The sequence below is a fragment of the Amaricoccus sp. genome (assembly GCF_047602525.1).
In the GTDB taxonomy this organism is placed as follows: Bacteria; Pseudomonadota; Alphaproteobacteria; order Rhodobacterales; family Rhodobacteraceae; genus Amaricoccus.
Genome location: NZ_JASGHB010000001.1, coordinates 1,887,577 through 1,912,671, shown reverse-complemented (window position 1 = coordinate 1,912,671; position 25,095 = coordinate 1,887,577). Strand labels below are relative to the sequence as shown.

At 69.7% G+C, this 25,095-nt stretch carries 28 protein-coding genes and 1 pseudogene; 18 read left to right on the top strand and 11 right to left on the bottom strand.

Annotation, left to right across the window (positions count from 1 at the left end; translation table 11 throughout):
* The first annotated feature begins 15 nt into the window (after positions 1 to 15).
* The 4 genes from QM699_RS09930 (at position 16) to QM699_RS09915 (ending at position 4,469) form a co-directional block, all read left to right on the top strand.
* Positions 16 to 1,080 carry a Gfo/Idh/MocA family protein gene (locus tag QM699_RS09930; RefSeq protein ID WP_415010975.1) on the top strand — a complete coding sequence of 355 codons (1,065 nt, stop codon included), beginning with the start codon at positions 16 to 18 and terminating at the stop codon, positions 1,078 to 1,080.
* Positions 1,077 to 1,787, top strand: coding sequence for an SDR family NAD(P)-dependent oxidoreductase (locus QM699_RS09925; protein WP_415010974.1), 711 nt, complete (start codon positions 1,077 to 1,079; stop codon positions 1,785 to 1,787). Before QM699_RS09930 ends, QM699_RS09925 begins: the two co-directional genes overlap by 4 nt.
* A gap of 64 nt (positions 1,788 to 1,851) precedes the next feature.
* Positions 1,852 to 2,909, top strand: a protein-coding gene (locus QM699_RS09920; protein ID WP_415009400.1) for an IS630 family transposase whose coding sequence is annotated in 2 segments (ribosomal slippage) — positions 1,852 to 2,332 and positions 2,332 to 2,909 — 1,059 coding nt in all. Because the reading frame shifts where the segments join, the coding sequence is not laid out codon by codon here.
* 3 nt (positions 2,910 to 2,912) lie between these two features.
* A complete protein-coding gene (locus QM699_RS09915) occupies positions 2,913 to 4,469 on the top strand; it encodes a recombinase zinc beta ribbon domain-containing protein (protein ID WP_415010973.1) in 1,557 nt (518 codons plus the stop codon).
* 96 nt (positions 4,470 to 4,565) lie between these two features.
* On the opposite strand, the gene dksA is transcribed toward QM699_RS09915, so the two are convergent.
* The gene (gene dksA, locus QM699_RS09910; RefSeq protein WP_415010972.1) at positions 4,566 to 4,988 is read right to left on the bottom strand and encodes an RNA polymerase-binding protein DksA; all 423 of its coding nucleotides are present in this window, start codon (positions 4,986 to 4,988) and stop codon (positions 4,566 to 4,568) included.
* A gap of 201 nt (positions 4,989 to 5,189) precedes the next feature.
* Between dksA and QM699_RS09905 the strand changes: the two genes are divergently transcribed.
* The 8 genes and pseudogenes from QM699_RS09905 to QM699_RS09870 all read left to right on the top strand — a co-directional run bounded on the left by QM699_RS09905 (position 5,190) and on the right by QM699_RS09870 (position 10,629).
* Positions 5,190 to 6,032, top strand: coding sequence for an AAA family ATPase (locus QM699_RS09905; RefSeq protein WP_415010971.1), 843 nt, complete (start codon positions 5,190 to 5,192; stop codon positions 6,030 to 6,032).
* A gap of 78 nt (positions 6,033 to 6,110) precedes the next feature.
* Positions 6,111 to 6,416, top strand: a complete 306-nt coding sequence (locus QM699_RS09900) for a hypothetical protein (protein ID WP_415010970.1) — start codon at positions 6,111 to 6,113, stop codon at positions 6,414 to 6,416.
* A 125-nt stretch (positions 6,417 to 6,541) separates the two neighbouring features.
* Entirely contained in the window at positions 6,542 to 7,876 is a 1,335-nt protein-coding gene (locus tag QM699_RS09895) for a DUF2927 domain-containing protein (RefSeq protein ID WP_415010969.1), read from the top strand.
* Positions 7,877 to 7,889: 13 nt separating this feature from the next.
* Positions 7,890 to 8,060: a hypothetical protein gene (locus QM699_RS09890; RefSeq protein ID WP_415010968.1), complete on the top strand. Its 171-nt coding sequence runs from the start codon at positions 7,890 to 7,892 to the stop codon at positions 8,058 to 8,060.
* Positions 8,060 to 9,244, top strand: a complete 1,185-nt coding sequence (locus QM699_RS09885) for a vWA domain-containing protein (protein ID WP_415010967.1) — start codon at positions 8,060 to 8,062, stop codon at positions 9,242 to 9,244. Before QM699_RS09890 ends, QM699_RS09885 begins: the two co-directional genes overlap by 1 nt.
* 147 nt (positions 9,245 to 9,391) lie before the next feature.
* Entirely contained in the window at positions 9,392 to 9,769 is a 378-nt protein-coding gene (locus tag QM699_RS09880; protein ID WP_415010966.1) for an NADH:ubiquinone oxidoreductase subunit NDUFA12, read from the top strand.
* Positions 9,770 to 9,798: 29 nt separating this feature from the next.
* Positions 9,799 to 10,249: pseudogene (mlaD, locus tag QM699_RS09875) on the top strand (outer membrane lipid asymmetry maintenance protein MlaD).
* Entirely contained in the window at positions 10,246 to 10,629 is a 384-nt protein-coding gene (locus QM699_RS09870) for a DUF2155 domain-containing protein (protein WP_415010965.1), read from the top strand. The pseudogene mlaD and the gene QM699_RS09870 overlap by 4 nt, the downstream one beginning before the upstream one ends.
* Here the strand turns inward: QM699_RS09870 and aat are convergent.
* The gene (gene aat / locus QM699_RS09865; protein WP_415010964.1) at positions 10,593 to 11,246 is read right to left on the bottom strand and encodes a leucyl/phenylalanyl-tRNA--protein transferase; all 654 of its coding nucleotides are present in this window, start codon (positions 11,244 to 11,246) and stop codon (positions 10,593 to 10,595) included. The two genes, QM699_RS09870 and aat, sit on opposite strands and share 37 nt — an antisense overlap.
* A 95-nt stretch (positions 11,247 to 11,341) precedes the next feature.
* On the opposite strand from aat, the gene xth reads away from it, so the two are divergent.
* Positions 11,342 to 12,115: an exodeoxyribonuclease III gene (gene xth / locus QM699_RS09860; protein WP_415010963.1), complete on the top strand. Its 774-nt coding sequence runs from the start codon at positions 11,342 to 11,344 to the stop codon at positions 12,113 to 12,115.
* A 70-nt stretch (positions 12,116 to 12,185) separates the two neighbouring features.
* The gene (msrB, locus tag QM699_RS09855) at positions 12,186 to 12,593 is read left to right on the top strand and encodes a peptide-methionine (R)-S-oxide reductase MsrB (protein ID WP_415010962.1); all 408 of its coding nucleotides are present in this window, start codon (positions 12,186 to 12,188) and stop codon (positions 12,591 to 12,593) included.
* Here the strand turns inward: msrB and QM699_RS09850 are convergent.
* A complete protein-coding gene (locus QM699_RS09850; protein ID WP_415010961.1) occupies positions 12,590 to 13,468 on the bottom strand; it encodes a LysR family transcriptional regulator in 879 nt (292 codons plus the stop codon). The genes msrB and QM699_RS09850 overlap by 4 nt on opposite strands.
* A 122-nt stretch (positions 13,469 to 13,590) precedes the next feature.
* Between QM699_RS09850 and QM699_RS09845 the strand changes: the two genes are divergently transcribed.
* Complete coding sequence (locus QM699_RS09845; RefSeq protein WP_415010960.1) at positions 13,591 to 13,791, top strand: DUF1127 domain-containing protein; 201 nt, start codon at positions 13,591 to 13,593, stop codon at positions 13,789 to 13,791.
* Here QM699_RS09845 and thpR read toward each other — a convergent pair.
* Positions 13,788 to 14,327, bottom strand: a complete 540-nt coding sequence (gene thpR / locus QM699_RS09840; protein WP_415010959.1) for an RNA 2',3'-cyclic phosphodiesterase — start codon at positions 14,325 to 14,327, stop codon at positions 13,788 to 13,790. The genes QM699_RS09845 and thpR overlap by 4 nt on opposite strands.
* 31 nt (positions 14,328 to 14,358) lie before the next feature.
* The gene (locus tag QM699_RS09835) at positions 14,359 to 15,033 is read right to left on the bottom strand and encodes an arylesterase (protein ID WP_415010958.1); all 675 of its coding nucleotides are present in this window, start codon (positions 15,031 to 15,033) and stop codon (positions 14,359 to 14,361) included.
* A gap of 218 nt (positions 15,034 to 15,251) precedes the next feature.
* Between QM699_RS09835 and QM699_RS09830 the strand changes: the two genes are divergently transcribed.
* The gene (locus tag QM699_RS09830) at positions 15,252 to 16,016 is read left to right on the top strand and encodes a Bax inhibitor-1/YccA family protein (protein ID WP_415010957.1); all 765 of its coding nucleotides are present in this window, start codon (positions 15,252 to 15,254) and stop codon (positions 16,014 to 16,016) included.
* A gap of 134 nt (positions 16,017 to 16,150) precedes the next feature.
* Here QM699_RS09830 and QM699_RS09825 read toward each other — a convergent pair whose 3' ends face one another.
* Both QM699_RS09825 and QM699_RS09820 read right to left on the bottom strand, forming a co-directional pair.
* Positions 16,151 to 17,116 (bottom strand): formylglycine-generating enzyme family protein, encoded by a 966-nt coding sequence (locus QM699_RS09825; RefSeq protein WP_415010956.1) that lies wholly within the window; start codon positions 17,114 to 17,116, stop codon positions 16,151 to 16,153.
* Positions 17,117 to 17,191: 75 nt separating this feature from the next.
* Entirely contained in the window at positions 17,192 to 19,045 is a 1,854-nt protein-coding gene (locus QM699_RS09820; RefSeq protein ID WP_415010955.1) for a bifunctional sugar phosphate isomerase/epimerase/4-hydroxyphenylpyruvate dioxygenase family protein, read from the bottom strand.
* A gap of 214 nt (positions 19,046 to 19,259) precedes the next feature.
* Here QM699_RS09820 and QM699_RS09815 point away from each other — a divergent pair, with 214 nt between their 5' ends.
* Positions 19,260 to 19,652: a DUF805 domain-containing protein gene (locus QM699_RS09815; protein WP_415010954.1), complete on the top strand. Its 393-nt coding sequence runs from the start codon at positions 19,260 to 19,262 to the stop codon at positions 19,650 to 19,652.
* Between the two features lie 123 nt (positions 19,653 to 19,775).
* On the opposite strand, the gene QM699_RS09810 is transcribed toward QM699_RS09815, so the two are convergent.
* The gene (locus QM699_RS09810) at positions 19,776 to 20,693 is read right to left on the bottom strand and encodes an NAD(P)-dependent oxidoreductase (RefSeq protein WP_415012732.1); all 918 of its coding nucleotides are present in this window, start codon (positions 20,691 to 20,693) and stop codon (positions 19,776 to 19,778) included.
* A 76-nt stretch (positions 20,694 to 20,769) separates the two neighbouring features.
* Here QM699_RS09810 and QM699_RS09805 point away from each other — a divergent pair, with 76 nt between their 5' ends.
* On the top strand, positions 20,770 to 23,238 hold the full coding sequence (locus QM699_RS09805; protein ID WP_415010953.1) for a penicillin acylase family protein: 2,469 nt from the start codon (positions 20,770 to 20,772) through the stop codon (positions 23,236 to 23,238).
* On the opposite strand, the gene QM699_RS09800 is transcribed toward QM699_RS09805, so the two are convergent.
* Genes QM699_RS09800 through QM699_RS09790 form a run of 3 tightly spaced genes read right to left on the bottom strand, consistent with a single transcriptional unit; the run spans position 23,226 to position 25,094 of the window.
* A complete protein-coding gene (locus QM699_RS09800; protein WP_415010952.1) occupies positions 23,226 to 23,633 on the bottom strand; it encodes a cupin domain-containing protein in 408 nt (135 codons plus the stop codon). The two genes, QM699_RS09805 and QM699_RS09800, sit on opposite strands and share 13 nt — an antisense overlap.
* A 37-nt stretch (positions 23,634 to 23,670) precedes the next feature.
* Positions 23,671 to 24,192 (bottom strand): NUDIX hydrolase, encoded by a 522-nt coding sequence (locus tag QM699_RS09795; protein ID WP_415010951.1) that lies wholly within the window; start codon positions 24,190 to 24,192, stop codon positions 23,671 to 23,673.
* Between the two features lie 29 nt (positions 24,193 to 24,221).
* Positions 24,222 to 25,094, bottom strand: coding sequence for a dimethyl sulfoxide reductase anchor subunit family protein (locus QM699_RS09790; protein WP_415010950.1), 873 nt, complete (start codon positions 25,092 to 25,094; stop codon positions 24,222 to 24,224).
* Position 25,095 lies beyond the last annotated feature (1 nt).

Here is a 25,095-nt window from a genome sequence, read left to right as displayed (position 1 = left end):
CTTCGTGAGACCAGAATGAAAATCGGAATCGTCGGCGCCAGTTTTGCGCGCGCTGCCTATCTGCCGGCCCTGCGCCATGTCGAGGGCGCCGAAGTCGTCGCCCTGGCTTCGAGCCGGATCGAGAGCGCCAGAAGTGCCGCGGAAGAATTCGGCATTCCAGCCGCCTATGACGACTGGCAGGCCATGCTCGACAAGCATCAGCTCGACCTCGTGCTGATCGCGACGCCGACGGACCTGCATGCGCCGATCACGCTCGCGGCGCTGGAGCGTGGCGCGCATGTTTTGTGCGAAAAGCCGACCGCCATGGATGCGGGCGAGGCCAAGGGCATGCTGGACAAGGCCAATGCCCTCGGCCGCGTCGGCATGATCGACCACGAGCTGCGCTTCAATCCCAATCGCCAGCGCGTCGCCGAGATGATCGCCTCGGGCGAGCTCGGTGACATTCGCCACGTCAATATCGCCAATATAGGCGCCTCCTGGGCCAATCCGGCCAGCCGGCCCAAGGGCGACTGGTGGAGCCTGGCCGAACAGGGCGGCGGGCGCCTGGGCGCCAATGGCAGTCATCAGGTCGACATGCTGCGCTGGTGGCTCGGCCCCGTGCGTTCGGTGGTGGGGCAGGCGCTGACCGTCTTGCCCGATCGCCTCGACAAGAAAACCGGCGAAGCCTGGACAGCGACGGCTGACGATCTTGCCTATTTCACCATGGAAATGGCGAGCGGAGCGCTGGCGCAGGTCTTCATGTCGGGGGTCGCCGCCAACAATATCGGCAACCTGACACAGGTTTTTGGGTCGAAGGGCACGATCACGCTCGACAATGACAATGAGCGACTGATGTATGCCAAGGCCGGCGAAGGATTCTCCGACATCACCGTCGAAGATCCCAATGCAGCGCTGCCGGGGCTCAACAAGGGCGTCTGGAACGTCTCGGTGGTTGCGGCCCTGCGGGAACTGACCTCGGCCATTCGCGGGGGCAGGGGCCTTGAGCGCGGCGCGACCTTTGAAGACGGGCTGAAGAACCAGCAGGTGCTCGATGCCGTCAAGCGCTCGACGCAAAGCCGGTCCTGGGTCGACCTGCCGTGACCCGACCGCTGGCCGGCCAGGGCGTCATCCTCACCGGTGCCGCCCAGGGCCTCGGCGCGGCGATCGCCCGGCTCTTTGCGGCCCGCGGCGCCTGGCTCGCTCTGCTCGACTATAATCGGGCTGCCCTCGAGGAAACGGTGGCTCACTGCGGCGCCGAAGCAATGGGCATTACGGTCGACCTTTCCGATGCCGCCGCGACGGAAGAGGCGATCATGGCCGCCTTCGCCCAATTGGGCCGGGTCGATACGGTCATCCACAATGCGGCGATCCTTGACCCCAGGCCGTTCGAAGACGAGACGCTCGGCTCCTTCTGTCGCACCGTACAGGTGGGCCTGCAGGCCGGCTTCCAGCTGGCCCGCGCCGCCTGGCCGGGCATGAGCGAAACCGGGGGCACCCTGATCTTCGTCTCGTCCCGCTCCGGCATCGAGGGCTTTGCCAACGAAACCGCCTATTGCGCCGCCAAACACGCGCTCGAGGGGCTCGCCAAATCGCTGACCCTCGAAGGGGCAGACCGCAATATCCGGTGCCATGTCGTCACTCCGGGCATGTATATGCGGACGCCCATGTCCGAGCGCAATTATGACGAAGCCGCTCGACGGAACTGGATCGACCCTGACAAACTGGCGCCGGCCTTCATGTATTTGGCAGAGGGTCGTGCGCGGACGGACGTCGGTACACGCATTAATACCAGCGCGCATAGGTCCTGACTCACGCGGGGGATTCCCCTGAGGGCGTTGTCGTGATTCATCATGGAGAACGAAGGGGTTTTCCATGGCGGCAGCGATCGGGCTTCGGGGTGATCTGGATGGTGACGATCTTCGCCGGCTGGCGCGGGACAGCCGGGATGCGAAGCAGGTGCGTCGGCTGCTGGCGCTGGCGGTGATCGCGGAGGGCGGCACGCGGACGGAGGCGGCGCGGGTCGGCGGGGTCGGGCTGCAGATCGTGCGGGACTGGGTGCTGCGGTTCAACGCGGAAGGCCCGTCGGGGCTGATCGACCGGCATGCCCCCGGCAAGGCGCCGACACTGACGGCAGAGCATCGGGCGGCGCTGGCGCAGGTGGTGGAGGCGGGACCTGAGCCCTGGCGCGACGGGGTGGTGCGCTGGCGGCGGATCGACCTGGTGCAGTGGCTCTGGGAGGCGTTCCGGGTGTCGGTGAGCGAGGCGACGGTGGGACGGGAACTCCGGGCGCTCGGCTTCCGCAAGCTTTCGGCGCGGCCGCGGCACTACGCCCAGGATCCGGAGGCGGCGGCGGCTTTCAAAAAAGTCTCCCGGAGCGCGTGGCGGAGGTCCGCGCCGCGCATCCCGGCAAGCGCATAGAACTCTGGTTCCAGGACGAAGCGCGGATCGGGCAGAAGAACAAGCTCACCCGAAGATGGGCGCGGCGGGGCGCCCGACCGCGGGCGCCGCACGACCAGCGCACCGCCTGGGCCTACATCTTCGGCGCGATCTGCCCGGCCGAGGGCAAGGGCGCCGGCATCGTCATGCCGTTCTGCGACACGCCGGCGATGCAGACGCACCTCGCGGAGATCAGCACCGCGGTGGCGCCGGGTGCCCACGCCATCCTCATCCTCGACCAGGCCGGCTGGCACCTCGCCCGCGCCCTCATCGTGCCGAAGAACATCACCATCCTGCCGCTGCCGCCCCGCTCGCCCGAGCTGAACCCGGTCGAGAACATCTGGCAGTTCATGCGCGACAACTGGCTCTCGAACCGGGTCTTCAAGGGCTACGACGACATCGTCGCCCACTGCTGCGCCGCTTGGAACGACCTCGTCGACCAACCCTGGCGCATCCGATCCATCGGCCGTCGGGACTGGGCGCAAGGGTTCTGATCAATGCGGGTTGGTATTAGGGGCAATCGCACCATCAGTTACGGCATCCTCAATTGCGAGCTGTATATCGGCACCATCCGCTGGAACCGGCAGAGGAAGCTCAAGAACCCTGATACCGGCCATTTCGCCTATCGGATGAATCCCGAAAGCGAATGGATACGCGCCGAGGCGCCCGCGCTTCGTATCATCCCACAAGAGCTATGGGATGCCGCCAAGGTCCGGCAGGGCAAGTTAAGCGCACTGTACCAGGTCGAGGCATCGCGCGAAGGGAGGAAGCGCGGCCTTGCCCGAAACGGCAATCTCAACGCCACCCACAGGCCGCGCACGCTTCTTTCCGGTCTGATGGTTTGCGGCTGCTGTGGCGGTTCCTATGCCAAGCGCGGACAGGATCGATATGCCTGTACCAATCATGTGCTGGGCAATGGCTGTGACAATGCCCGCACCGTCGGCCGCAAGGCGCTGGAGGCTCGTGTGCTCACCGGCTTGCGCGACCACATGATGGCCCCGGACATGGCGGCGGAAGCCATGCGCGCCTATGCGCAGGAAACCAACCGGCTCAACCACGAGCGCCGCGCGACCAACGAGGCCAGCCGCAGGGAATTGACCGAGACGACAAAAGCCATTGCCGAGATCGTCCGCGTCATCGAGCAAGGCGGCTGGCATCGTGCTTTGTCCGAGCGGTTGACCGAACTGGAGACGAAACAGGACGTTCTTAACGCCCGTCTCTCCGATATTCCCCAGGACGGCCCCGATATTCATCCTGGCATTGCCGAGACCTATCGGCGCCGGATCGAGCGGCTAACCGAGGCGCTCGATCATCCAGAGGACGCAGGAGAAGCGGCCGAGGCGATCCGCAAGATCATTGACCGTATCATTATCACCCCCGGCCCGACGCGCCGGAACGTCTCCGTCACCCTGCAAGGTGAACTCGGCACGATCCTCGACTGGATCGAACGCACTGGAAAACCGGGCTATAAACCCGCGCCAGAAACCGGCAAGCTCCGTTTGTCGGTCTCGGTTAAAACTCGGGCCGGGCCCGGCCCCCCCACCAGCTGCCCGGCCGCTCTGGCGTCGGCGGGACGCGGGGTCTATGCTCGCCCCCAAGGCATGCCGCCCGAAAGAACCACCATGCACCGCCTTGATCTCGCCCTGATCCTCGCCGCCGCCGCGGTCTTGCCGGCGGCCTCGCAGGTCGGCCCGGCCGATCCGGCCCAGGCGGTCGACATTCCGGTCGAGGAGTGGCGCGCGATGGCGATGGGCCGGACGCTCACCTATCGGATCAACGGCGAACTCTGGGCGCTCGAGCACTATTTCCCGGGCAGCAACATCGTGGCGCTGCAGCTCTACGATGGCACCTGCATGCGAGGCACCTGGGACTACGAGGCACCGCTCTACTGTTTCCACTGGGAGGGGCAGGGCACGTCCTGCTTCCGCCACACCCGGGTCGGCAGCGAGATCCGCGTGATCGAGACCGAGAACGGTGTCGAGACGGCAGTGAGCCAGGAAATGACCGGCGTCAGCGACGCCCCGGTCAGTTGCGGCCCCCCGGTCACGAGCTGAGCCGCCGCCCGGAACGAACGTTCCGGCGACGCGCGGGGTTCGACCGCGCCGGACTGCGAGGCACGCCAGCCGACTGCCTGCGATCGGCCGTGCGGGTCAGTCGTCGCGGTGGACGCGTTCCTTGCGCTCGTGGCGCTCCTGCGCCTCCAGCGACAGCGTTGCGATCGGGCGGGCGTCGAGGCGCTTCAGCGAGATCGGCTCGCCGGTCTCCTCGCAGTAGCCATAGCTGCCCTCCTCGATGCGACGCAGTGCCGCGTCGATCTTCGAGACCACCTTGCGCTGCCGGTCGCGGGTGCGCAGCTCCAGCGCGCGGTCGGTCTCCTCGGAGGCGCGGTCGGCGATGTCGGGAATGTTACGCGAGCCTTCCTGCATGTGCTCGATCGTGCCCTTGCTCTCGGCAAGGATCGACGCCTTCCAGGCGGTCAGCTTGCGGCGAAAATAGTCCAGCTGTCGCGAGTTCATGAAGGGTTCGTCTTCGGAGGGCACGTACTCGATGTCGAACTTGGCCTCGGCGTTCATGGACTCTCGCACCTCGATCTACTCGGGGGCCCGAAGTCGGCGCCGAATGGTCCGCGCCGACATCGTTTGGCCCCGAACGTTTTCGCTGGGCACCCGATATAGCCTTTCCCTACCCTTGTCACGTGAAGATATCCTGCCTTGCTAACGCGCATCTCCCTGCTACGTTCGCCGGGACGTGCACGGCAACGGGCAGAAATTGCGATGAGATTCCAAGGGACGGCGGACTATGTGGCGACGCCGGACCTCGCGGTCGCCGTGAACGCCGCGATCACCCTCGAGCGCCCGCTTCTCGTCAAGGGCGAGCCCGGCACCGGCAAGACCGAGCTGGCGCGACAGGTTGCGGCGGCCCTCGGAATGCCCCTGCTCGAATGGCATGTGAAATCCACCACCAAGGCGGCGCAGGGCCTCTACGAGTACGATGCCGTCAGCCGCCTGCGCGACAGCCAGCTCGGCGACGAGCGGGTGCACGACGTGCGCAACTACGTCCGGCCGGGGCCGTTGTGGAAGGCATTCGCCAGCGAGGGCCGGGTCGTGCTGCTGATCGACGAGATCGACAAGGCCGACATCGAGTTCCCGAACGACCTCCTGCAGGAACTCGATCGGATGGAGTTCTTTGTCTACGAGACCGGCGAGACGGTGCGTGCCCGCCAGCGTCCGGTCGTCATCGTCACCTCGAACAACGAGAAGGAGCTGCCCGATGCGTTCCTGCGCCGCTGCTTCTTCCACTACATCCGCTTCCCGGACGCCGAGACGCTGGCGCGCATCGTCGATGTCCACTTTCCCGGGCTGAAGCCGCGGCTGGTCCACGCGGCACTCACCCAGTTCTTCGAGATTCGCGACACCCCCGGCCTGCGGAAGAAGCCGTCAACCTCGGAGGTGCTCGACTGGCTGAAGCTGCTTCTCGCCGAGGACCTCGCGCCGGAGGATCTCCGCGCCGATCCGTCCACGGCGCTGCCGCGGCTGCACGGCGCGCTGTTGAAGAACGAGCAGGATGTGCATCTCTTCGAGCGCCTCGCATTCATGGCCCGGGGGCGGCGATCGTGAGCCGATCGGGCGGGTTGCCGCGTGACAACCGTTTGTCACCTTGCTATTGTGCGGTGCAGCAAAACCGGGAAGTGTTCGATGTTTCCAGCCTACAGCCAGATCCAGGCAGCGACCGCCTGGATGGATTTCAGCTTTGCCTACGGCCAGATGTGCGTGGCTTCGGCGGAGATCATCGCCCGACGCTGCATGCGGATGGCGCAGGGGTCGATGACCGGCCCCGAAGCCGTGGGCATGGTGCTCGAGAAGGCGACGGCCTTTGCCACCGCCACCGAGCGCGCGGCGGTCGCCGCGGCGACGGGCGCGGACCCGGTGCGCATCGCCTCCGCCGCGCTTCGGCCCTACAGCGCCAAGACCCGCTCGAACGTCCGGCGCCTGCGCCGCTGACCGAGCGGCCCCGCTCGGCGCGCCCGCGGTGAGGCGCTCCCCGCCCCACCGCGCGGCCCCGCCCGCCATCCGCCGCGCCGCAAGCTGCCGCGAGCGCCGTCTCTCGCCCCTTGGCATGAGTTCGAATGGCGCTGGCGTTTTGCGGCGTGGTCGCCATGGCCGGCTGCGTCGCGCATCCGCCGCCCGAAGGGCTGAGCTCCGTGCGCTTCGGCGCCGTGACGCTGCCGCAAGGCGTTGCCCGCTCCAACCACGACCTCGGCCAGGATTTCCTCGACCTCACCTTTGCCCTCGAAAGCGGCGAGACGCTGAAGACGATCCTGCGCTACGAGACGCCCGTGCGGGTCTACATGGGCTCGCCGGCGCTGGCGCCCTACGCCCCCGACCTCGCGGCCCTGCTCAAGCGCATCCGGGTCGAGGCGGGTGTCGACATCGCCACCACCGACGACCCGGCGTCGGCGCAGATCCGCATCGAGGCGGTGCCGGCGGCCGAGATCGCCCGGATCTTCCCCACGGCAGCCTGCTTCATCGTGCCCGGGGAAACCAGCTGGGCCGACTTCATGCGCGATCGCGACAGCGAGCAGGTGCGCTGGTCGCAGCAGACGACGCTGCAGCGCGCCGCGATCTTCCTGCCGCCCGACACCACGCCGCAGGACCTGCGCGACTGCCTGAACGAGGAAGTGACCCAGGCGCTGGGGCCGGCGAACGACCTGTACCGGCTGCCCGATACCATCTGGAACGACGACAATTTCCACGGCATGGCGACGCCGTTCGACATGCTGATGCTGCGCACGCTCTATCAGCCGGAGTTTCATTCCGGCATGACCCGCGCCGAGGTGGCGGCCCGGCTCGGCAAGGTGCTCGACCGGGTGAACCCGGCGGGCCGCGGCCTGCCCCGCACCGATCGCGCGCCGGAGTCGAAGGCGTTCGCCACCGCGCTCGAAACGGCGCTCGATCGCGGCGCCTCGCACGAGCGCCGGCTCGGCGCGGCGCAGCTCGCGGCCCAGATCGCCGCCGAGATGCGCCCGGTCGATCACCGCCTCGGCGTCGCGCTGCTCACCCTCGGCCGGCTCAGCCTGCGGCAGGATCCGGCCGCTGCGGCGCAGGATTTCTCGGATGCCTACGACCTCTTCTCCCGCCAGCTCGGGCCGAAGGACGTGCGCACGGCACAGGCGGGGGTTCACCTCGCCGCGCTCGCCGTCGGCACCGGCCAGTATGATCTGGCGATCCAGTTGGCCAACCGGCACATCCCGGTGGCGGAAAAGGCGCAGAACGCCATCCTGATCGCCGGCCTGCTGTCGGTGAAGGCCGAGGCGCAGTCGGCGCTCGGGCAGGCGGACGCGGCGCGGGAGACCCGCCTCGACAGTCTGCGATGGGCGCGCTATGGCTTCGGCGACACCGATGGCGCGCTTGCGCGCGAGCAGGCGCAGCTCGCCGCGCTCCAGCACCTCGAACAGAAATAGAAGCCGCCCACCCGTGCTCCTCCTCGTCTTTTTCCTCCTCGGCGCCACCTTCGGCGCGATCCGCGCGGCCCGCCGGGGCGGCGATCGCCTCGACCAGCTGCAATACGCCGCGGCGCACGGCATCCTCTTCGTGCTCGTCGCCCTGACGGTCAGCGTGCTGGGCGGCGCCTTCGGCCTCCTCTGATGTTCGGGCGCTTCTTCGCCGCGCTGCGCGAGGCGGGGGTGCCGGTCAGCCTGCGCGAATACCTCGACCTTCTGGCCGGGCTCGAGGCCGGGATGGCGCAGTACGAGCCCGAGACGTTCTATTTCCTCGCCCGCACCGCGCTGGTGAAGGACGAACGCCACATCGACCGCTTCGACCGGGTGTTCGGCCAGGTGTTCCAGGGGCTCGAGTGGATCACCGTCGAGGCGCTCGTCACCGCCGCGCCGCTGCCGGCCGAGTGGCTGCGCAAGCTGACGGAAAAGCACCTCACGCCCGAGGAGCGCGCCGAAATCGAGGCGCTGGGCGGCTTCGACAAGCTGATGGAGACCCTCGCGGAGCGGCTGCGCGAGCAGCAGGGCCGGCATGAGGGCGGCTCGAAGTGGATCGGGACCGGGGGCACGTCGCCGTTCGGCGCCTACGGCTACAACCCCGAGGGCGTGCGTATCGGCCAGGACGAGAGCCGCCACCAGCGCGCGGTCAAGGTCTGGGACCGCCGCGAGTTCCGCAACCTCGACGATCAGGTCGAGCTCGGCACCCGCAACATCAAGGTGGCGCTGCGCCGCCTGCGCCGCTGGGCGCGCGACGGCGCCGCCGACGAACTCGACCTCGGCGCGACGATCCGGAAGACCGCCGAGCAGGGCTGGCTCGACGTCGTGACCCGGCCGGAGCGGCGCAACGCGGTCAAGGTGCTGCTGTTCCTCGACGTCGGCGGCTCGATGGACCCGCACGTGCGGCTGGTCGAGGAGCTGTTCTCGGCCGCGCGCACCGAGTTCCGCCACCTCGAGCCGTTCTATTTCCACAACTGCCTGTACGAAGGCGTGTGGAAGGACAACCGCCGGCGCTGGGACGAGCAGACCGCGACGGCCGACCTGCTGCACACCTATGGCCCGGACTACCGGGTGATCTGCGTCGGCGACGCGGCGATGTCGCCTTACGAGATCGCGAGCCCCGGCGGCGCCAGCGAGCACTGGAACACCGAATCCGGCGAGACGTGGCTGCGCCGCGTGGTGGCCGCGTGGCCCCGCGCGATCTGGATCAACCCGACGCCGGCGCGTACCTGGGGCTACACGCCGTCGACCGGGATGATCGCGGCGATCTTCGGCGGCCGGATGTACCCGATGACGCTCGCCGGCCTCGACGAGGGCATCCGCGATCTGGCGCGGTAAGGCAGTGGGGGGCTGTCTAAACTCGCGGGCGAAGGTGCCCGCTTCGGTCGGAAGCGGCTCGGCTGCCGGTGTTGCGCCGCGAAAGGCTGGACGCTTCCGGCGGCTTGCGCCATAACGGGGCCGGTTGCAGGCGGAGGCACGGCCGGAATGAACTTCCTGCTCAAGATCCTGACGTGGTGGAACGGCGCGACGATCGGAACGGCGCTCTTTACCCGGCGTCATGGCCAGCGCGTCGGTGAGGACGCGGTGGGCAACATCTACTATCAGACCGCCGACGGCAGCCGCCGCTGGGTGATCTACAAGGGCGAGGCCGAGGCGAGCCAGGTCAGCCCGGAGTGGCACGGCTGGCTGCACCACACGTGGCAGCAGCCGCCGACCGAGGCGCCGCTGCCGCGCAAGGCCTGGGAAAAGCCGCATGTGCCCAACATGACCGGCACCGCGCTCGCCTATCGTCCCCCGGGCAGCATCCTCGCTCCCGCCGGGCCGCGGGTTCAGCCGGACTACGAGGCCTGGACGCCGCAATAAGGCAGCCGGGGCCAGGAAGGACGATTTCGATGGCGAACAGCGTTGCGGAGGCCGTGATCGGCGCGGTCGTGCTGGCGACGGCGGCGGGTTTCGTCGTCTATGCCGGCCAGGTGCGGGGCACGTCGATGACCGGGGGCAGCTACCCGCTCACCGCCAAGTTTCGCAGCGCCGAGGGGATCAGTGTCGGCACCGACGTCCGGCTCGCCGGCATCAAGGTCGGCAGCGTCACCCATCTCGCGCTCGACCCGCAGACCTTCGAGGCCAACGCCACGTTCGCGGTGCAGAACGCGGTGAAGCTGCCGGACGACTCCGACGTGAAGATCTCGTCCGAGGGCCTGCTCGGCGGCAACTTCGTCGAGCTGACGCCCGGCGCGTCGGAGACGGACTTCGCTTCGGGCGACCAGAATCCTCAACACACAGGGCTCCGTCAGCCTGCTGAACCTGCTGATGAAGTTTGCCGGAGGCGGCGGCAGCCAATGATCCGCGCGCTGCTCGCGCTCGCGTTCCTCGCCGGGCCGTCCGCCGCGGCGCTGTCGGCCGGCGAGGTGACGAACGACGAGGCGCAGGTCGATGCCGATGTCATCCACCTGCGCGGCCTCGACAACCTCAACGGCATCTCGCGCGACCTCGAGGTGCGGGTCGGCGAGACGCTGACCTTCGGCCAGCTCGAAATCCATGCCGAGGCGTGCCGGGTGCCGCGTGACGATCCGCAGGGCGACGCCGAGGCGTTCCTCAGCATCCGTGACGTGCGCGAGCCGACGCCGCGCTTTTCCGGCTGGATGTTCGCGTCGTCTCCGGCGCTCTCGGCGCTCGATCACCCGCGCTACGACGTCTGGGTGGTGAGCTGCAGCATCTCCTGACGGGTCGCCGTCGCGGACAGCGCGCCGAAACGCGCCCCTTTCGCGGTCGCCGCCCGCAGCCGGCGGCGATACTCCGCCCGGGGCAGCTCGATGGCTCCGAGCGTCGCGAGATGCGCGGTGACGAACTGGGTGTCGAGCAGCTCGAATCCCCCGAAGCGGAGCCGCGCGACCAGTGCGATCAGCGCGAATTTCGATGCGTCGCGCCGCCGGCTGAACATGCTCTCGCCGAAGAACGCGGCGCCGAGCGCCACGCCGTAGAGCCCGCCCACCAGCGCGCCGCGCTCGCGGATCTCCACGGAATGCGCGTGGCCCCTCCGGTGCAGCTCCTCATAGAGCCGCAGGATCGGCGGGTTGATCCAGGTCTCCGGCCGTTCGGCGCAGGCGCGCACCGTCGCGGCGAAATCCCCGTCCACCACCACCTCGAAGCCGCCTGCGAGAAAGCTCCGCGCCAGCCGCCGCGAGACGTGCATCGCGTCGATCGGCAGGATGCCGCGCTGCTGCGGGTCGATCCAGAACAGCTCGTCCGCGTCCGCCGACTCGGCCATGGGAAAGATCCCGGAGGCATACGCCCGGAGCAGCAGGTCGGCGGTGATCTCGGTCGGGGCGTCGTCACGCATGTGCCACAGATGGCGCCTCGCGGCGGGGGCTGTCAAATCAAGACGGGCGCAGGCCCGCTTGCCGACGCGGGCCGGGGCGGATAGCGTCCGGCGCCATGAAGATCGCCTCGTTCAACATCAACGGCGTCAAGGCCCGCCTGCCCGCGTTCCTCGACTGGCTCCGCGATGCAGGCGCCGACGTGGTGGCGCTGCAGGAGATCAAGTCCACCGACGACCAGTTTCCGCGGCTGGAGATCGAGGACCTCGGCTACAACATCGAGACGCACGGGCAGAAGGGCTTCAACGGTGTCGCGCTGCTGTCGAAGCGGCCGCTCGAGGACGTGACGCGGGGCCTGCCCGGCGACGATGCCGACGAGCAGTCGCGCTGGATCGAGGCCACCGTCGACGGCGTGCGGATCTGCGGGCTCTACCTGCCGAACGGCAACCCGGCGCCCGGGCCGAAGTACGACTACAAGCTCGGCTGGATGGCCCGGCTCGAGGCGCGCGCCCGCGCGCTCGTCGAGGCCGAGGAGACCGCGGTGATCCTCGGCGACTACAACGTCATCCCCCAGGACGAGGACTGCTGGAACCCGCTGGTATGGGCCACCGATGCGCTCTACCTGCCGCCGACGCGCACCGCGTTCCGCCGCCTGATGAACCTTGGCCTGACCGATGCGCTCCGCACCGTGGACCGCAGCCCGGGGGTCTATACCTTCTGGGACTATCAGGCCGGCGCCCTGCAGAAGAACTGGGGCATCCGCATAGACCACGTGCTCCTGACGCCGCAGGCCGCCGACCGGCTCGAGACCTGCGGCATCGACGCCGAGGTCCGCCGGCGCGAGAAGCCCTCGGACCACGTGCCGATCTGGGTGACGCTCGAGGCGGCCTGACCCGCCTCGACACGGCCCGCGGCTGTCCCCATATCTCGCTTGCGACAGCGGCATGAAGGAGACCCGGCGCATGGGCTACAAGGTCACGCACAGCGAGGCGGAATGGCGGCGGATCCTGACGCCGGAGCAGTTTGCGGTGATGCGCGGGCACGGCACCGAGCGGCCGGGCAGCTGCGCGCTGCTGCACGAGAAGCGGGCAGGGACGTTCGCCTGCGCCGGCTGCGGCACGCCGCTGTTCCGCTCCGACCTGAAGTTCGAGAGCGGCACCGGCTGGCCCAGCTTCAACGATCCGGTCGCGGGCTCCGTCGAGACCGACACGGACACCAGCCACGGCATGGTGCGCACCGAGGTCCACTGCGCCACCTGCGGCAGCCACCTCGGCCACGTCTTCCCCGATGGCCCGCCGCCCTCCCGGCTGCGCTACTGCATCAACGGCGTCGCGCTCGACTTCCAGCCGGCCGAGGCGGCGGCGGACTAGCTCACTCCGCCGCGAGGCTTTCCGCCACGCCGTAGGACTGTCGCAGGAACCCCGCCAGCCGCTCGGCGAGCACCGCGCGGGGCCCCGGGGCAATGTACATGTTGACCCGGTGGTCCGGCAGCAGCGGCAGCGCGCCGCCATGGCGCACCGGCTCGCAGCGTGACGGCACGCCGCTTTCCATCTGCACGCTGACCGCGAGGTCGGCCGCGACCGTGGCGTCGATCGCCGCCGTCGAGATCGATTTCGACCGCGATCTCCCACGGGATGCCGGCCGCCTCGAGCGCCTCGAGCGCCGGCCGCTTGAAGACGCAGTGGGCGCAGGACGCGAAGCGCAGCGGCCGGGCGCGCCAGGCCTGCCCGCCGGGCGCGCCGGCCCAGACCAAGGCTTCGCGGCGCAGCGTCTCGCCCCCCGGATCGACCGACGACTCCGTCGTCAGGATGATGTCCATCTCGCCACGCGCCAGCATCTCCCTGAGCCCGCTGGTGTAGAGCGAATGCAGCTGCAGCTTCACCCGGGGGTACTCCGCGGCAAAGCGTTGCAGCACCACCGGCACGTGCGGGAAGATGATGTCGTGCGGCACGCCGAAATCGAGCGTCCCCTCGAACGCCGGATGGGTCAGCCGCCCCCATGCCTCGTCGTTCAGCGCCAGCAGCCGCCGGGCATAGGCGAGCAGCTGCTCGCCCTGCGCGGTCAGCGCGATCGTCCGCGCCGAGCGGTTGAGCAGCGCCAGACCCAGCGACTCCTCGAGCCGCTTCAGCTGCATCGACACGGCGGATTGCGTCAGGTTCAGCTGCAGCGCCGCGCGGGTGACACCGCCGGAGTCGGCGACGGCCGCGAACGAGCGCAGGGCGGTCAGGTCGAGCTGGCGCGGCATATCATCATCCTTGATGGATCATCGCACAAATCATCGTTTTCAATCTAGATCAGCCGCGACTACACATCAACTACGGTGATGTACTCGCCGCAATCCTCAACCAAAAATGATGGAGCCGTTCGATGTCCGCCCTGACGACCACGCGCAACGTCCGTACTGACCGGCCGCGCCTGTCGGTGCGCGGCCTGTTGAAAGCCATCCTCGATCTCGATGCGCGCTACCGCTCGCGGCAGGACCTTGCCGAGCTGGACGCGCGGATGCTGCGCGACATGGGCCTCACCCGCGCGGACGTCGCGGCGGAGCTGCGGCGCCCGCTCCTCTAGCCGAGGGCGTAGGTGGCGAGCTCGGCGTAGGTCGAGCCCACCGGGCCGAGCCACGACTGGAACAGGCGATAGTCTTCGACGAGGACCGGGGCGGAGCGATAGCCGCCTCGCGCCGCCACCGCGGCTTCCAGCCGCGGGCGCTCGGCGAACCGCTCGGGCACGCGCCCCAGCGTGACGTGCGGCGCGAACCGCCGCCCCGGGACGGCGACTCCCGCACTGCGCGCCGCGGTTTCGAGCTTCGCCTGCAGCTGCAGCATCGGCGCGCACGGCACCGCTTCGGCGTGGACGCTGCGCGCCCTGGCGCCGCCGAACATCCCGAGCCCCGACAGCGCCAGCTCGAACGGCGGCACCCGCACCTTGCTGAAGGCCGCGTCGACGTCGGCCAGCGTCGGCCCGGCGACCTCTCCGAGAAACACCAGCGTCAGGTGCAGGTTCTCCGGCGGTACCGGGCGGGGCAGGGGCAGGCCCGATTGCACCAGCATCAGGTCGAAGCGCAGCGCCTCGGGCAGCGCCAGCGCGGCAAAGGCGCGAATCATCGCCGGTGGCGCGACGCGAGCGCGGGCCGGCTCACTTGGCACCCCGGTCGCGGGCCCGGTCCACCAGTGCCAGCACGCTCGGGCCAATGGCGGCAACGTTGGCCTGAACGCCCTCGGCATTGGGATGGATGCCATCGGGCTGCATCATCCGGCGCACGCCCGCGATCCCCTGTCCGCTCATCCCGCTGAAGAACGTCGGCACGAAGATGGCGTCGTGCTCCTCGGCGAGGGTGCGAAACGTCTCGCGATAGGTTGCCCGGTCGTCGCGGCGCCAGGTCGGCGGCGCGGGCAGGCCGGCCAGCAGCGCCGGCAGGTCCTCGGTCGAGACGGTGTGAAGGATGCCATCGAGATTCGAGAACATCCGTGCCGTCGACAGGCCGCGCAGCAGGTCGTTGGCGCCAAGCGCCACCAGAACGGCATCGGGCCGGGTCTCTTCCAGCGTCTGGCCGATCCGGGCCAGCCCTTCGGCGGTGGTCTCGCCCGGGATCCCGGCATTCAGCACCACGACATCGGTTGCTCCATTCGCGTGGAGCCAGGCCTCGAGCTGCGGCACGAACCCCTCCGGCGGGGTCAGTCCCGAGCCGTAGACCAGCGAATCGCCGAACGCGAGCAGTCGCACCTCGGCCTGCGCGGGACAGACCGCCGGGAAGACGGCCGCGAGGAGCGTCAGGGCAGAGGCGAGGATCAGGGTCCGGACGTGGCGCATTGTCTCTGTCTCCGGCTGCTGCCCGACCCTCGCCGCTTGCCGTCGCGTGGTCAACATGGTGCGAGCGGGGCGGGGCATGATGACAAACATCGGGATTCCTGCAATATTGCTGCCTCGCGCGGTCGGTCTGGCGGTTGAAAACCCGGGGTCCGTCGCCGATATCAGGAGACCCGCGCGGGCGCCCGTCCGCCGGACCCAAGGGCTAACGGAGGGAATCAATGGCCGACTACGGGACAGTTCGTCGAGCCGGTGCCGGCACCGCCACCGCTGCGATCGACGAGGGCCTGCGCGCGCACATGAACAAGGTCTACGGCCTGATGGCCGTGGGCATGATCATCACCGGCCTCGTCGCCTATGTGGTCGGCACCGATTTCGCCCGCGCCGTTGCCGGCGAGCCGACGCGCGTCCTGCCGGTCGGCCTGCTGCAGGCGATGTTCACCTCGCCGCTGAAGTGGGTGGTGATGTTTGCGCCGCTCGCGGTGGTCTTTGCCTTCTCCGCCGGTATCTCGCGCATGTCCGTCGCCGCGGCGCAGGGCGTGTTCTGGCTGTTCGCCGCGCTGATGGGTCTGTCGATCTCGTGGATCTTTTCGGTGTTCACCGGCGTGTCGATCGCGCAGGTGTTCTTCGTGACGGCGATCGCCTTCGCCGGCCTGTCGCTCTGGGGCTACACCACCAAGAAGGACATTTCCGGGTGGGGGTCGTTCCTCATCATGGGCGTGATCGGCCTGATCGTGGCCTCGCTCATCAACATCTGGCTGGCCTCGCCGGCGGTAACGTTCGCGGTCTCCGGGCTCGGCGTGCTGATCTTTGCCGGCCTGACCGCCTACGACACGCAGAACATCAAGAACACCTACCTGCGCCTGCGCGCCGCGGAAGGTGAGGAGTTCCTGGGCAAGGCCGCGATCATGGGCGCCCTGCAGCTCTACCTCGACTTCCTGAACATGTTCATGATGCTGCTGCAGCTCTTCGGCAACCGGAACTGATCCAGTCCCCGAAGGCGTAGCGGAGAGGAGGCCCCGGCGACCCGACAGGTCGCCGGGGCCTCCTCTTTTTCCGCACTCTCGATTGGCCGGGCGCCCGCGACCACCTCAAGGTGCCGCGAACGAGCCCCGAGCGATCATGCCTCCGGGGCCCGCCGCCGGACGCACCTGAACCCGATGTGGCTCGTCCCGGTGTCGATCATCTGCGCGTGCCGTGCCGCCGGGCGATAGCGCCGGCAGTAGGACGGAGCGCACAGGAACGACCCGCCCTTCACCACCCGCCGGGGGATCAGGATGTCGGGCTGCCGCGGATCGTAGCTGCCGGCCTTGCCCGGGCCACGCGGGTTGTCCGCGACGCAGCAGCCCGGCTTTTCCGGATTTTCCGCCGTATGCCGGGGGGCGAACCAGTCGGTCGTCCATTCCCAGACGTTGCCGCAGACCTCGTGCAGGCCGTAGCCGTTGGCCGGGAACGACTTCACCGGGCAGGTGCCGGGCCAGCCGTCCTCTGCCAGGTTCTGCCACGGGAAGGCCCCCTGCCAGGTGTTCGCGACGTGCCGTCCGCGTGGGACCAGTTCGTCGCCCCAGGCGAATTCCGCGCCATCGAGCCCGCCGCGGGCGGCAAACTCCCACTCCGCTTCCGTCGGCAGCGCCTTGCCCGCCCAGGCGGCGTAGGCCTCGGCGTCCTCGAAGGCGACGTGCACCACCGGATGATCCTTGCGCCCCTTGACCGCGCTTCCCGGCCCTTCCGGGTGCTTCCAGCAGGCGCCCGTGACCCAGCCCCACCAGTGGCGGAAGTCCCGCGTGTCGACCGGGCCGGCCGTCATGTGAAAGACCGTCGACCCCGGCAGCAGCTCGTGCGGCGCCGCGTTCGGGTAGGTCGCGGCATCGAGCGGCCGCTCGGCGACGGTGACATAGCCGGTCTCGGCGACGAAGGCGGCGAACTGCCGGTTGGTGACGCAGGTCTCGTCCATCTCGAAGGGCGCGACCCGCACCCGATGTGCCGGCGCCTCCTCCGGATAGTGCCGGTCGGACCCCATCAGGAACGTGCCGCCGGGAATGCGGCACATGCCGTCCGTCGCCGGCTTGCGGATCTGGCGGTTCATCGCCCCCTCCCTGCCTCGATCAAGGGTGAGCCCGGCCTCGGCCGAAGGCAAGCCCGGCAAATCACGAGCGGCCGATCAAAGCCGCGGGATCGCCGGCGCGCGGGCGAGGCGGGCCTGGGCCGCGAGCCGGATCGGCGCGTTCGGCGCGCCGTAGCCGGTGTAGCCCTCGCGCTCGACGATCTCGAAGAAGAACCGTTCGCGGAACGCGCGGGTGTAGATCTGGAAGAACCGGCCGTTTTCGTCCTCGTCGTAGAGGATGCCGCAGTCGCGCAGCCGGTCGACGAACTCGGGCTCCAGCCCGAGCCGGGCCTCGAGGTCGTCATAGTAGTTGTCCGGGATCGGCAGCGTCGCCATGCCGGACGCCTGCATCGCCTCGGCCGCGGCGAAGATGTCGTCGGTCAGGAACGCCATGTGCTGCGTGCCGGCGCCGAAGAACTCGTCGAGGAAGCGCGACGACTGGGTCCGCTCGGAGGCCGAGGCGTTCATGCAGATCCGTAGTGTCCGGTCGGGGGTGTGCAGCGCCATGCTCTCGACCACACCGGCCGGGTCGATCACGTCGACCTGCGGCGTGCGGTCGAGGTCGAAGAGCGACAGGTAGAACAGCCGCCAGCTCAGCATCTCGTCCGGGCTCATCGACTGCGACAGGTGGTCGATCCGCGACAGCGGGCCGGCGGGCACGGCCTCCACCGGCTCGAACTCGATTTCCCAGACCCGCGCGAGGTCGCTTTTCGAGTCGGTAAAGTAGAGAAGCGAGCCGCCGATGCCGCGCACCGCCGGAATGTCGAGCTCGCCGGGGCCGACCTCGCCGCGATAGACGTGCATCCGCAGGCCCGCAGCGCGGGCGAAGGCGGCGGCGGCGTCGCCGACCCGGAGCCCGATCGCGACCACGGAGGGGCCGTGGACGATCTGGTGCGAGTGGGCGAGCCCGTCCGGCTCGGTGTTGATGACGAGATTGATCGCGCCCTGGCTCCAGCGCGTGACCTGCTTGCTGCGGTGCCGGCCGGTCAGGCGGAAGCCCATGCCGGTGAACACCGCCTCGAGCGCGGGGGCGTCCTCCTCGGAGATGGCGAATTCGATCCACTCCACCGCCTCGGGCGTGACACGGGGCGGCAGGTGCCCGGGCTCCAGCCGGTCGCGCATCCAGACGAGCGAGCGCTCGCCGTCCTCGGCGATCCGCCGGGGCGACGCCATGCGGAAGCGGTCGTTGAAGATCTCGTGGCTGATCCAGCCGTCATAGCCGGTGGCGAGCAGCGCCCGCATGAAGCCGTCGACGTCCATGTCGCCCTGGCCGGGGAAGTTGCGGAAGTGCCGCGACCACTGCAGCATGTCCATGTCCATGGCGGGCGCGTCGGCGACCTGCACGAAGGTGATGCGGTCCGCGGGGATCGAGCGGATCGGGTCGACCGGCAGCTTGCGCGCGAGAACGTGCCAGCTGTCGAGGATCAGGCCGATCCTCGGATGGTCGGCGCGACGGACGATCTCCCAAGCGTCCCGATAGTCCCAGACGTGGCGGCCGAAGGCGAGCGCCTCGTAGCCGATCCGGACGTCGAACCCCTCGGCCACGGCGCCGAGCTCGTGGAGGTCGGCCGCCGCCCGGTCGATGCCGCCGAGCGAGAGCGGCGAGACGTTGGAGCAGACGAGGATATCGCGGGCGCCAAGCTCGTTCATCAGCTCGAACTTGCGCTTCGCCCGCTCGAAGCCGCGGCTGCGCTGGGGCTCGGGCATGCCCTCGAAGTCGCGGAACGGCTGGAAGGCGATGATCTCGAGGCCGTGGTCGCGGACCATCGTGCCGATGTCGGCAGGGCGGCCGTCGTAGGCGAGGACGTCGGCTTCGAAGATCTCGACGCCGTCGAACCCGGCGTGCGCGATGGCCGCGAGCTTTTCCGCAAGGGTGCCGCCGAGCGAAACGGTTGCGATCGAGAATTTCATGCGGAGGGACTCCCTGACCGGCCCGAGCCGTACCTTCTGGCAGGCGCGGCAGGGTTTGCAAGGGGGCGATCAGCGCCGGCCGAGCGTGAAATCCGAGGGCCTCCGGCGTGGAATGATTGGAAACGCATTGAAATCATTTGGATTCATCTCCACCGATTTCGATTGACCCTCGCCCCCCGGCCAGACACACAGCACGCAAAGGATGGAGGGCCTGATGGTCGATCAAGAGGTCACAAGCGCGGGTCCGGCGCCGTGGCGGGGATTCAATGCGGCGATCGAGGCATGCTTTGCAGGCTACGCGACGTTTCGCGGCCGTGCCTCGCGCTCGGAATACTGGTTCTTCGCGCTGTTCGGCGCGCTGGCGAACGTTGCCGCCGCAATCGCCGACAACCTGAGCGGGCTGCACGTCGCGAGCGACGTCGGGCTGTTCGGCACCCTGGTCAGCCTCGCGCTGCTCATCCCGTCGCTCGCCGTCACCAGCCGCCGCTTCCATGACGCGGACTGGAGCTTCTGGTGGTATCTGATGATCTTCCTGCCGGTCATCGGCTGGATCTTCGTGATCTACGTGCTGGTCTCGCGTGATCCGGTGCCGAACCGCTTCGGCTAGCGTCTGCGGGCCGGCGCGACAGCCATATCCACCGGACGGGACCGTCCGGTGGTCAAGGCATCGCAACGGGTCGACGATCCGGAGCGGGCGGCCCGGCCCTTGGCGGGGCGGGCTCCGCTCCAGCTAGCGCAGCCGGCGGATCAGGCTCGAGGTGTCCCAGCGGCCGCCGCCCATGCGCTGCACGTCCTTGTAGAACTGGTCGATGAGCGCGGTCCCCGGCAGGGCCGCGCCGTTGCGGTTCGCCTCGTCGAGGCAGATCGCCAGATCCTTCCGCATCCAGTCGACCGCGAAGCCGAAGTCGAACCTGTCGGCCAGCATGGTCCTGCCGCGGTTGTCCATCTGCCACGAGCCGGCCGCGCCCTTGCCGATCGTCTCGAGCACCGCCTCGCCGTCGAGCCCGGCCTTCTCGGCGAAGGCGAGGCCCTCGGACAGACCCTGCACCAGTCCCGCGATGCAGATCTGGTTGACCATCTTGGCGAGCTGCCCCGATCCCGCCGGCCCCATCAGGCGGCAGGCGCGGGCATAGGCTGCGATGACCGGCTCGGCGGTGGCATAGGCGGCCGGGTCGCCGCCGCACATCACCGTCAGCACGCCGTTCTCCGCGCCCGCCTGGCCGCCGGAGACCGGCGCGTCGACGAACTGCGCCCCGCGGCTCTTCGCCGCGGCGTCGAGTTCGCGCGCGACCTCGGCCGAGGCCGTGGTGTGGTCGACGAAGACGGCGCCGGTGGCCAGCGTCTCGAAGGCGCCGTTCTCGCCCGTCGTCACGCCGCGCAGGTCTTCGTCGTTGCCGACGCAGGCAAAGACGATCTCCCGGCCTTCCGCCGCTGCGGCGGGGGTCGGGGCGGTCCGGCCGCCGTGCTGCGCCGCCCAGGCCTCGGCCTTTTTCGCCGTGCGGTTGTAGACGGTGACGTCGTGCCCCTTGGCGGCCAGATGCCCGGCCATGGGATAGCCCATCACCCCCAGTCCGATGAATGCCACCCGTGCCATGCGCCGCCCCCCGTTAACCCTTCTCGCGTTGTGCCCCTCCTGATCGCCTGCTATCCCGGCAGGGTCAAGGCGACGACCGTGCTGCGGCGCGGGTGGCCCTGAAACGGTGGCGAAAGGACCGGTTGAGCGGATGGCGTTTCTGTTCCGGTGGCTGATGCGCGTCTTCCTCGCGCTCGCCGCCCTCGCCGCCGGCGCGCTGCTGCTGGCGTATTACCTCGCGTCCCAGTCGCTTCCCGACTACAACGCGAAGTTGAGCCTCGCGGGGCCGCAGCAGCCGCTCGACATCGTGCGCGACCGCTACGCCGTGCCGCACATCCTGGCGAAGGACGATCACGACGCCTTCTTCGGCCTCGGCTTCGCGCATGCGCAGGACCGGCTCTGGCAGATGACGCTGCTGCGGCGCACCGCGCAGGGGCGGCTCTCGGAGATCTTCGGGCCCGAGACGCTGCCGATCGACACGCTGATGCGCGCGCTCGACCTGTCGGGCTATGCGCGGAATGCGGTCGCGGCGCAGACCCCGGAGACCCGTGCGGCGCTCGAGGCCTACGCCGACGGGGTGAACGCCTGGCTGAAGGTGGTGCAGGAAAAGGCGCTCGGCCGCGGCGCGCCGGAATTCTTCCTGTTCTCGCCCGACATCTCGCCGTGGCTGCCGTCGGACTCGATCGCGATCCAGAAGCTGATCGCGCTGCAACTGACCGACAAGGCCGCGATGGAGACGCTGCGCGCGCGGCTGTCGCTGGCGCTGCCGGCGGCGCGGCTCGCCGACATCCTGCCGGATTCGCCGACGGCGCCGGTGATGGCCCTGCCGCAGTTCTCCGAGCTCTTCCCCGATGCGCCGGCCCCGACGCAGGTCGCCGACGCGACGCGGAATCCGCTCGACCCGGTGCCCGCCCCGGGCTTCGGCGGCGCGTCGAACGCCTTCGCGGCCATCGGGCGGCGCACCTCGGGCGGCGCACCCTTGCTCGCCACCGACCCGCACCTGCCCCTGAGCGCGCCGTCGATCTGGATGCTGGCGCGCATGGACCTCTCGACCGGGCCGGTGATCGGCGCGACCATCCCGGGGATGCCGGCGATCCTCATCGGCCGCAACCCGAGCGTCGGCTGGGGCCTGACCTCAAGCTATCTCGACGATCAGGACGTCTATATCGAGAAGCTGAACCCCGACGACCCGACGCAGTACCTGACCCCGACCGGCTGGCAGACGCTCGAGACGCGCAGCGCGACGATCGGCGTGAAGGGGGCGGCGCCGGTGACGGTGACGCTGCGCCGGACCCGCCACGGGCCGGTGATCCCGGGCGATGCCTTCGGGGCCTCGGCCGTGACGCCGCCGGGGCATGTCGCGGCGCTCGCCTGGACGGCGCTGACCGCCGACGACCGCTCGATCGGCGCGGCGCTGGGCCTGATGCGGGCGAAGACGGTCGAGGAGGCGCGGCAGGCGGCGCGCGACGCGGTGGCGCCGTCGCAGAACATCACCATCGCCGATGCCAAGTCCGTGGCGCTGCAGATGTCCGGCGCGGCGCCGCGCCGGCAGGCGGGCAGCACGTCGAAAGGCCGGCTGCCCTCGCCGGGCTGGCTCGCGGTCAACGACTGGCAGGGGATGCGCAGCTTCGATGAAAACCCCTGGGTCGAGGACCCGCCGAGCGGCGTGGTGGTGAACACCAACAACCGCATCACCGATGCGGCGTTTCCCGATCACCTGAGCTTCGACTGGGGCGACAGCTTCCGCATCGTCCGCGCCGGGCGGCTGCTCGGCGATCGGCAGTACCACAGCCGGGACAGCTTCGTGGAGATCCAGACCGACGCCGTGTCAGAGGCGGCACGGGTGCTGCTGCCGCTCATTGCGCGCGACCTCTGGTATTCCGGCGAGCGGGCGGCGGAGGGCACCACCGAGCGTCAGCGGCAGGTGGCGCTGGAGCGGCTCGCGAACTGGAACGGCGAGATGGGCGAGCACGATCCCGAGCCGCTGATCTATGCCGCGTGGGTGCGCGCGCTGCAGCGGCGGCTGGCGCAGGACGAGCTTGGTCCGCTCATGCCGCTGATGGCCCAGCCCGACCCGGTGTTCATCGAGCGGGTGTTCCGCAACACCGACGGCGCCGGGGCGTGGTGCGACGTGAAGCAGACGACCGCGGTCGAGACCTGCACCGAGATGGCCCGCCGGGCGCTCGACGACGCGCTGCTCGAGCTGGACGAGAAGTACGGGCCGCATCTGGGGAGCTGGCGCTGGGGCGACGCCCATCCGGCGGTGCAGGCGCACCAGACGCTCGGCACCATCCCGGTGCTGCGCAGCCTGGTGAACATCCGCCTCAGCACCTCGGGCGGCGACCAGACGCTGCTGCGCGGCCAGTCGACTGGCACGGGACCGGAGCCCTACGCCAATGTCCACGCGGCCGGGTTCCGCGCGGTCTACGACTTCTCCGACCCGGACTCGAGCCTCTACGTCATCGCCACGGGAGAGAGCGGCCATCCGCTGTCCCGGCACTACGACGACCTCGCCCCGATCTGGCAGGGGGCGGAGTACATCCCGATGTCGCTCGACCCGGCGCTGGCGCGCGCCGGTGCGATCGGCGTGACGACGCTGACCCCGGCTCAGGCCCCCTGACCGCCGAGGTAGTCGGCCTCCGAGACCTGTTCCAGCCAGTCGACGGCGCGGCCGTCCGCGACCTCCTGCAGCGCGATGTGGGTCATGGCGGTGTCCGGCGCGGCACCGTGCCAGTGCTTCTCGCCGGGCGCGAACCAGACGACATCGCCGGGGCGGATCTCCTCCGGCGTGCCGCCCCAGCGGCAGGCGCGGCCGCGGCCGGCGGTGACGACGAGCGTCTGTCCGAGCGGGTGGGTGTGCCAGGCGGTGCGGGCGCCGGGCTCGAAGGTCACGCTCGCCCCCTGCACGCGGGCGGCGTCGAACGGGTTCATCAGCGGGTCGATGCGGACCTGCCCGGTGAACCAGTCGGCGGGGCCGCGGCCGGAGGGGCGGCTGCCGGCAGGGATGATCTCCATCGGGGCTTCCTTCTCGTTGGGCGGGGGCAGGCGGGAGTCAGTCCGGGACCGCGCGCGCGGGATCGGGCTCGGGCTCGGCCGGGGCGCGTGTTGCGGCGTCGGGGGCGAAGCCGCGAATCAGCGCGGCCAGCTCGTGCTCCGCAACGCGTCGTGCCGCCTTCTCGCGCGAGAACCAGCGGGCGCGGCGCTGGCCGGTCTCGGGAAACTTCTGCAGCATCTCGCGCGCCTCGAGCGGATAGACCCGCACCACGCACGACATGATCACCGAGTTCGGCGCACGCTTGCGATAGGTATAGACCCCGAGGCTGTCGTTCGAGATCTCGCCGCGCAGGCCGGCTTCCTCCCAGGCCTCGCGGGCGGCGGCGCCCGCCTCGGTGCGATTGCGCATCGGCCAGCCCTTCGGGATGATCCAGCGGCCGGTGTCGCGGCTGGTGATGAGCAGGAACCGCAGCCCTTTGCGCGTGCGCCGCCAGCAGAGCGCGCCGACCTGGAGCCGAGGCGGCTGGCCGGGCAGCGTGACGGCAGTGCTGCGCTTTGGCTTTGGCTTGGGCTTAGGCAAGGCTACTCCTCCGGTCGGCGCGGCCGTCTCTAGCGTCTTCCGTAGTAAAGGCCAACCACATGCTCGGCCTCCGCGAAGAACAGCCAGCGCAGAACCACGACGCCGACGATATGGACATCGGCAGCGATCCAGCGCGCAAGCCCGCCGCTGCTCGCGAGGATCAGCGCGAGCGGCAGCAGCACCGCAAGGGTGAACCCGATCAGCCGCAGCTTCGGCGCGTGGCGGCGGCCGACGACGTGCACCATCTCGCGCAGGAGGTAGTTCTCGCCGGTGTGCGGCGGCTCGAGCAGGCGCGGGCGGCCGAGCGGGCCGAGGCCCGTGGCGGTCGCGAGCGTGGTGCCGGAGCGGGCGAGCGCGCGGTCGCCCCATCCCCAAGCGGCCAGCTGCGCGACCCCGAGACCGCCGAGCAGCCAGGGCGCGGCGTCCCGCGCGTCCGCGAGCAGCGCGCCGCCGGCGAGCGCGGCGAGCAGGAACAGCGCCGGGGTCAGCGGCGAGCGCCAGCGCGGCACGCTGCGCATCTGGGCATAGATCATCGACGTCGCGCCGACGGTCGCGAGCGCAAGGCAACTTGCGGCCACGCCGAGCGGCAGCAGGCGGAGACCCGCGAGCCAGAGCGCGGCGTAGAGCGCGAAGACCGCGAGGGTGGCGAGTGCCAGCACGGCCTCGCGGCTCAGCCACGAGCTGCGCCACTGGCTGAACGCCTTCAGGAACCGCGTCGGCTGCCCGAGGTGCAGCAGGCTGGCGACGAGGCCCGAGGAGACGAGGCCGATGGCGAGCCCGGACAGGACCAGCGCCCGCAGCGGCCCCGCGTCCGGGGCGGCGCCGACGCCGAGCCAGGCGATCAGCCCGAAGCCGAGGCCGGAGAGGGTGGTGAAGGCGATGATCGAGGCGGCGGGATGCATG

Bases quoted from the DNA above. Each gene is read 5' to 3' on its own strand.
- QM699_RS09885 (WP_415010967.1), top strand. From the start codon at position 8,060: ATGTTCGGGCGCTTCTTCGCCGCGCTGCGCGAGGCGGGGGTGCCGGTC.
- QM699_RS09805 (WP_415010953.1), top strand. From the start codon at position 20,770: ATGGCGTTTCTGTTCCGGTGGCTGATGCGCGTCTTCCTCGCGCTCGCC.
- QM699_RS09830 (WP_415010957.1), top strand. From the start codon at position 15,252: ATGGCCGACTACGGGACAGTTCGTCGAGCCGGTGCCGGCACCGCCACC.
- QM699_RS09850 (WP_415010961.1), bottom strand. From the start codon at position 13,468: ATGCCGCGCCAGCTCGACCTGACCGCCCTGCGCTCGTTCGCGGCCGTC.
- QM699_RS09895 (WP_415010969.1), top strand. From the start codon at position 6,542: ATGGCGCTGGCGTTTTGCGGCGTGGTCGCCATGGCCGGCTGCGTCGCG.
- dksA (WP_415010972.1), bottom strand. From the start codon at position 4,988: ATGAACGCCGAGGCCAAGTTCGACATCGAGTACGTGCCCTCCGAAGAC.
- QM699_RS09820 (WP_415010955.1), bottom strand. From the start codon at position 19,045: ATGAAATTCTCGATCGCAACCGTTTCGCTCGGCGGCACCCTTGCGGAA.
- QM699_RS09915 (WP_415010973.1), top strand. From the start codon at position 2,913: ATGCGGGTTGGTATTAGGGGCAATCGCACCATCAGTTACGGCATCCTC.
- QM699_RS09930 (WP_415010975.1), top strand. From the start codon at position 16: ATGAAAATCGGAATCGTCGGCGCCAGTTTTGCGCGCGCTGCCTATCTG.
- QM699_RS09800 (WP_415010952.1), bottom strand. From the start codon at position 23,633: ATGGAGATCATCCCTGCCGGCAGCCGCCCCTCCGGCCGCGGCCCCGCC.
- msrB (WP_415010962.1), top strand. From the start codon at position 12,186: ATGGGCTACAAGGTCACGCACAGCGAGGCGGAATGGCGGCGGATCCTG.
- QM699_RS09870 (WP_415010965.1), top strand. From the start codon at position 10,246: ATGATCCGCGCGCTGCTCGCGCTCGCGTTCCTCGCCGGGCCGTCCGCC.
- QM699_RS09880 (WP_415010966.1), top strand. From the start codon at position 9,392: ATGAACTTCCTGCTCAAGATCCTGACGTGGTGGAACGGCGCGACGATC.
- QM699_RS09905 (WP_415010971.1), top strand. From the start codon at position 5,190: ATGAGATTCCAAGGGACGGCGGACTATGTGGCGACGCCGGACCTCGCG.
- aat (WP_415010964.1), bottom strand. From the start codon at position 11,246: ATGCGTGACGACGCCCCGACCGAGATCACCGCCGACCTGCTGCTCCGG.
- thpR (WP_415010959.1), bottom strand. From the start codon at position 14,327: ATGATTCGCGCCTTTGCCGCGCTGGCGCTGCCCGAGGCGCTGCGCTTC.
- QM699_RS09900 (WP_415010970.1), top strand. From the start codon at position 6,111: ATGTTTCCAGCCTACAGCCAGATCCAGGCAGCGACCGCCTGGATGGAT.
- xth (WP_415010963.1), top strand. From the start codon at position 11,342: ATGAAGATCGCCTCGTTCAACATCAACGGCGTCAAGGCCCGCCTGCCC.
- QM699_RS09815 (WP_415010954.1), top strand. From the start codon at position 19,260: ATGGTCGATCAAGAGGTCACAAGCGCGGGTCCGGCGCCGTGGCGGGGA.
- QM699_RS09845 (WP_415010960.1), top strand. From the start codon at position 13,591: ATGTCCGCCCTGACGACCACGCGCAACGTCCGTACTGACCGGCCGCGC.
- QM699_RS09825 (WP_415010956.1), bottom strand. From the start codon at position 17,116: ATGAACCGCCAGATCCGCAAGCCGGCGACGGACGGCATGTGCCGCATT.
- QM699_RS09835 (WP_415010958.1), bottom strand. From the start codon at position 15,033: ATGCGCCACGTCCGGACCCTGATCCTCGCCTCTGCCCTGACGCTCCTC.
- QM699_RS09790 (WP_415010950.1), bottom strand. From the start codon at position 25,094: ATGCATCCCGCCGCCTCGATCATCGCCTTCACCACCCTCTCCGGCCTC.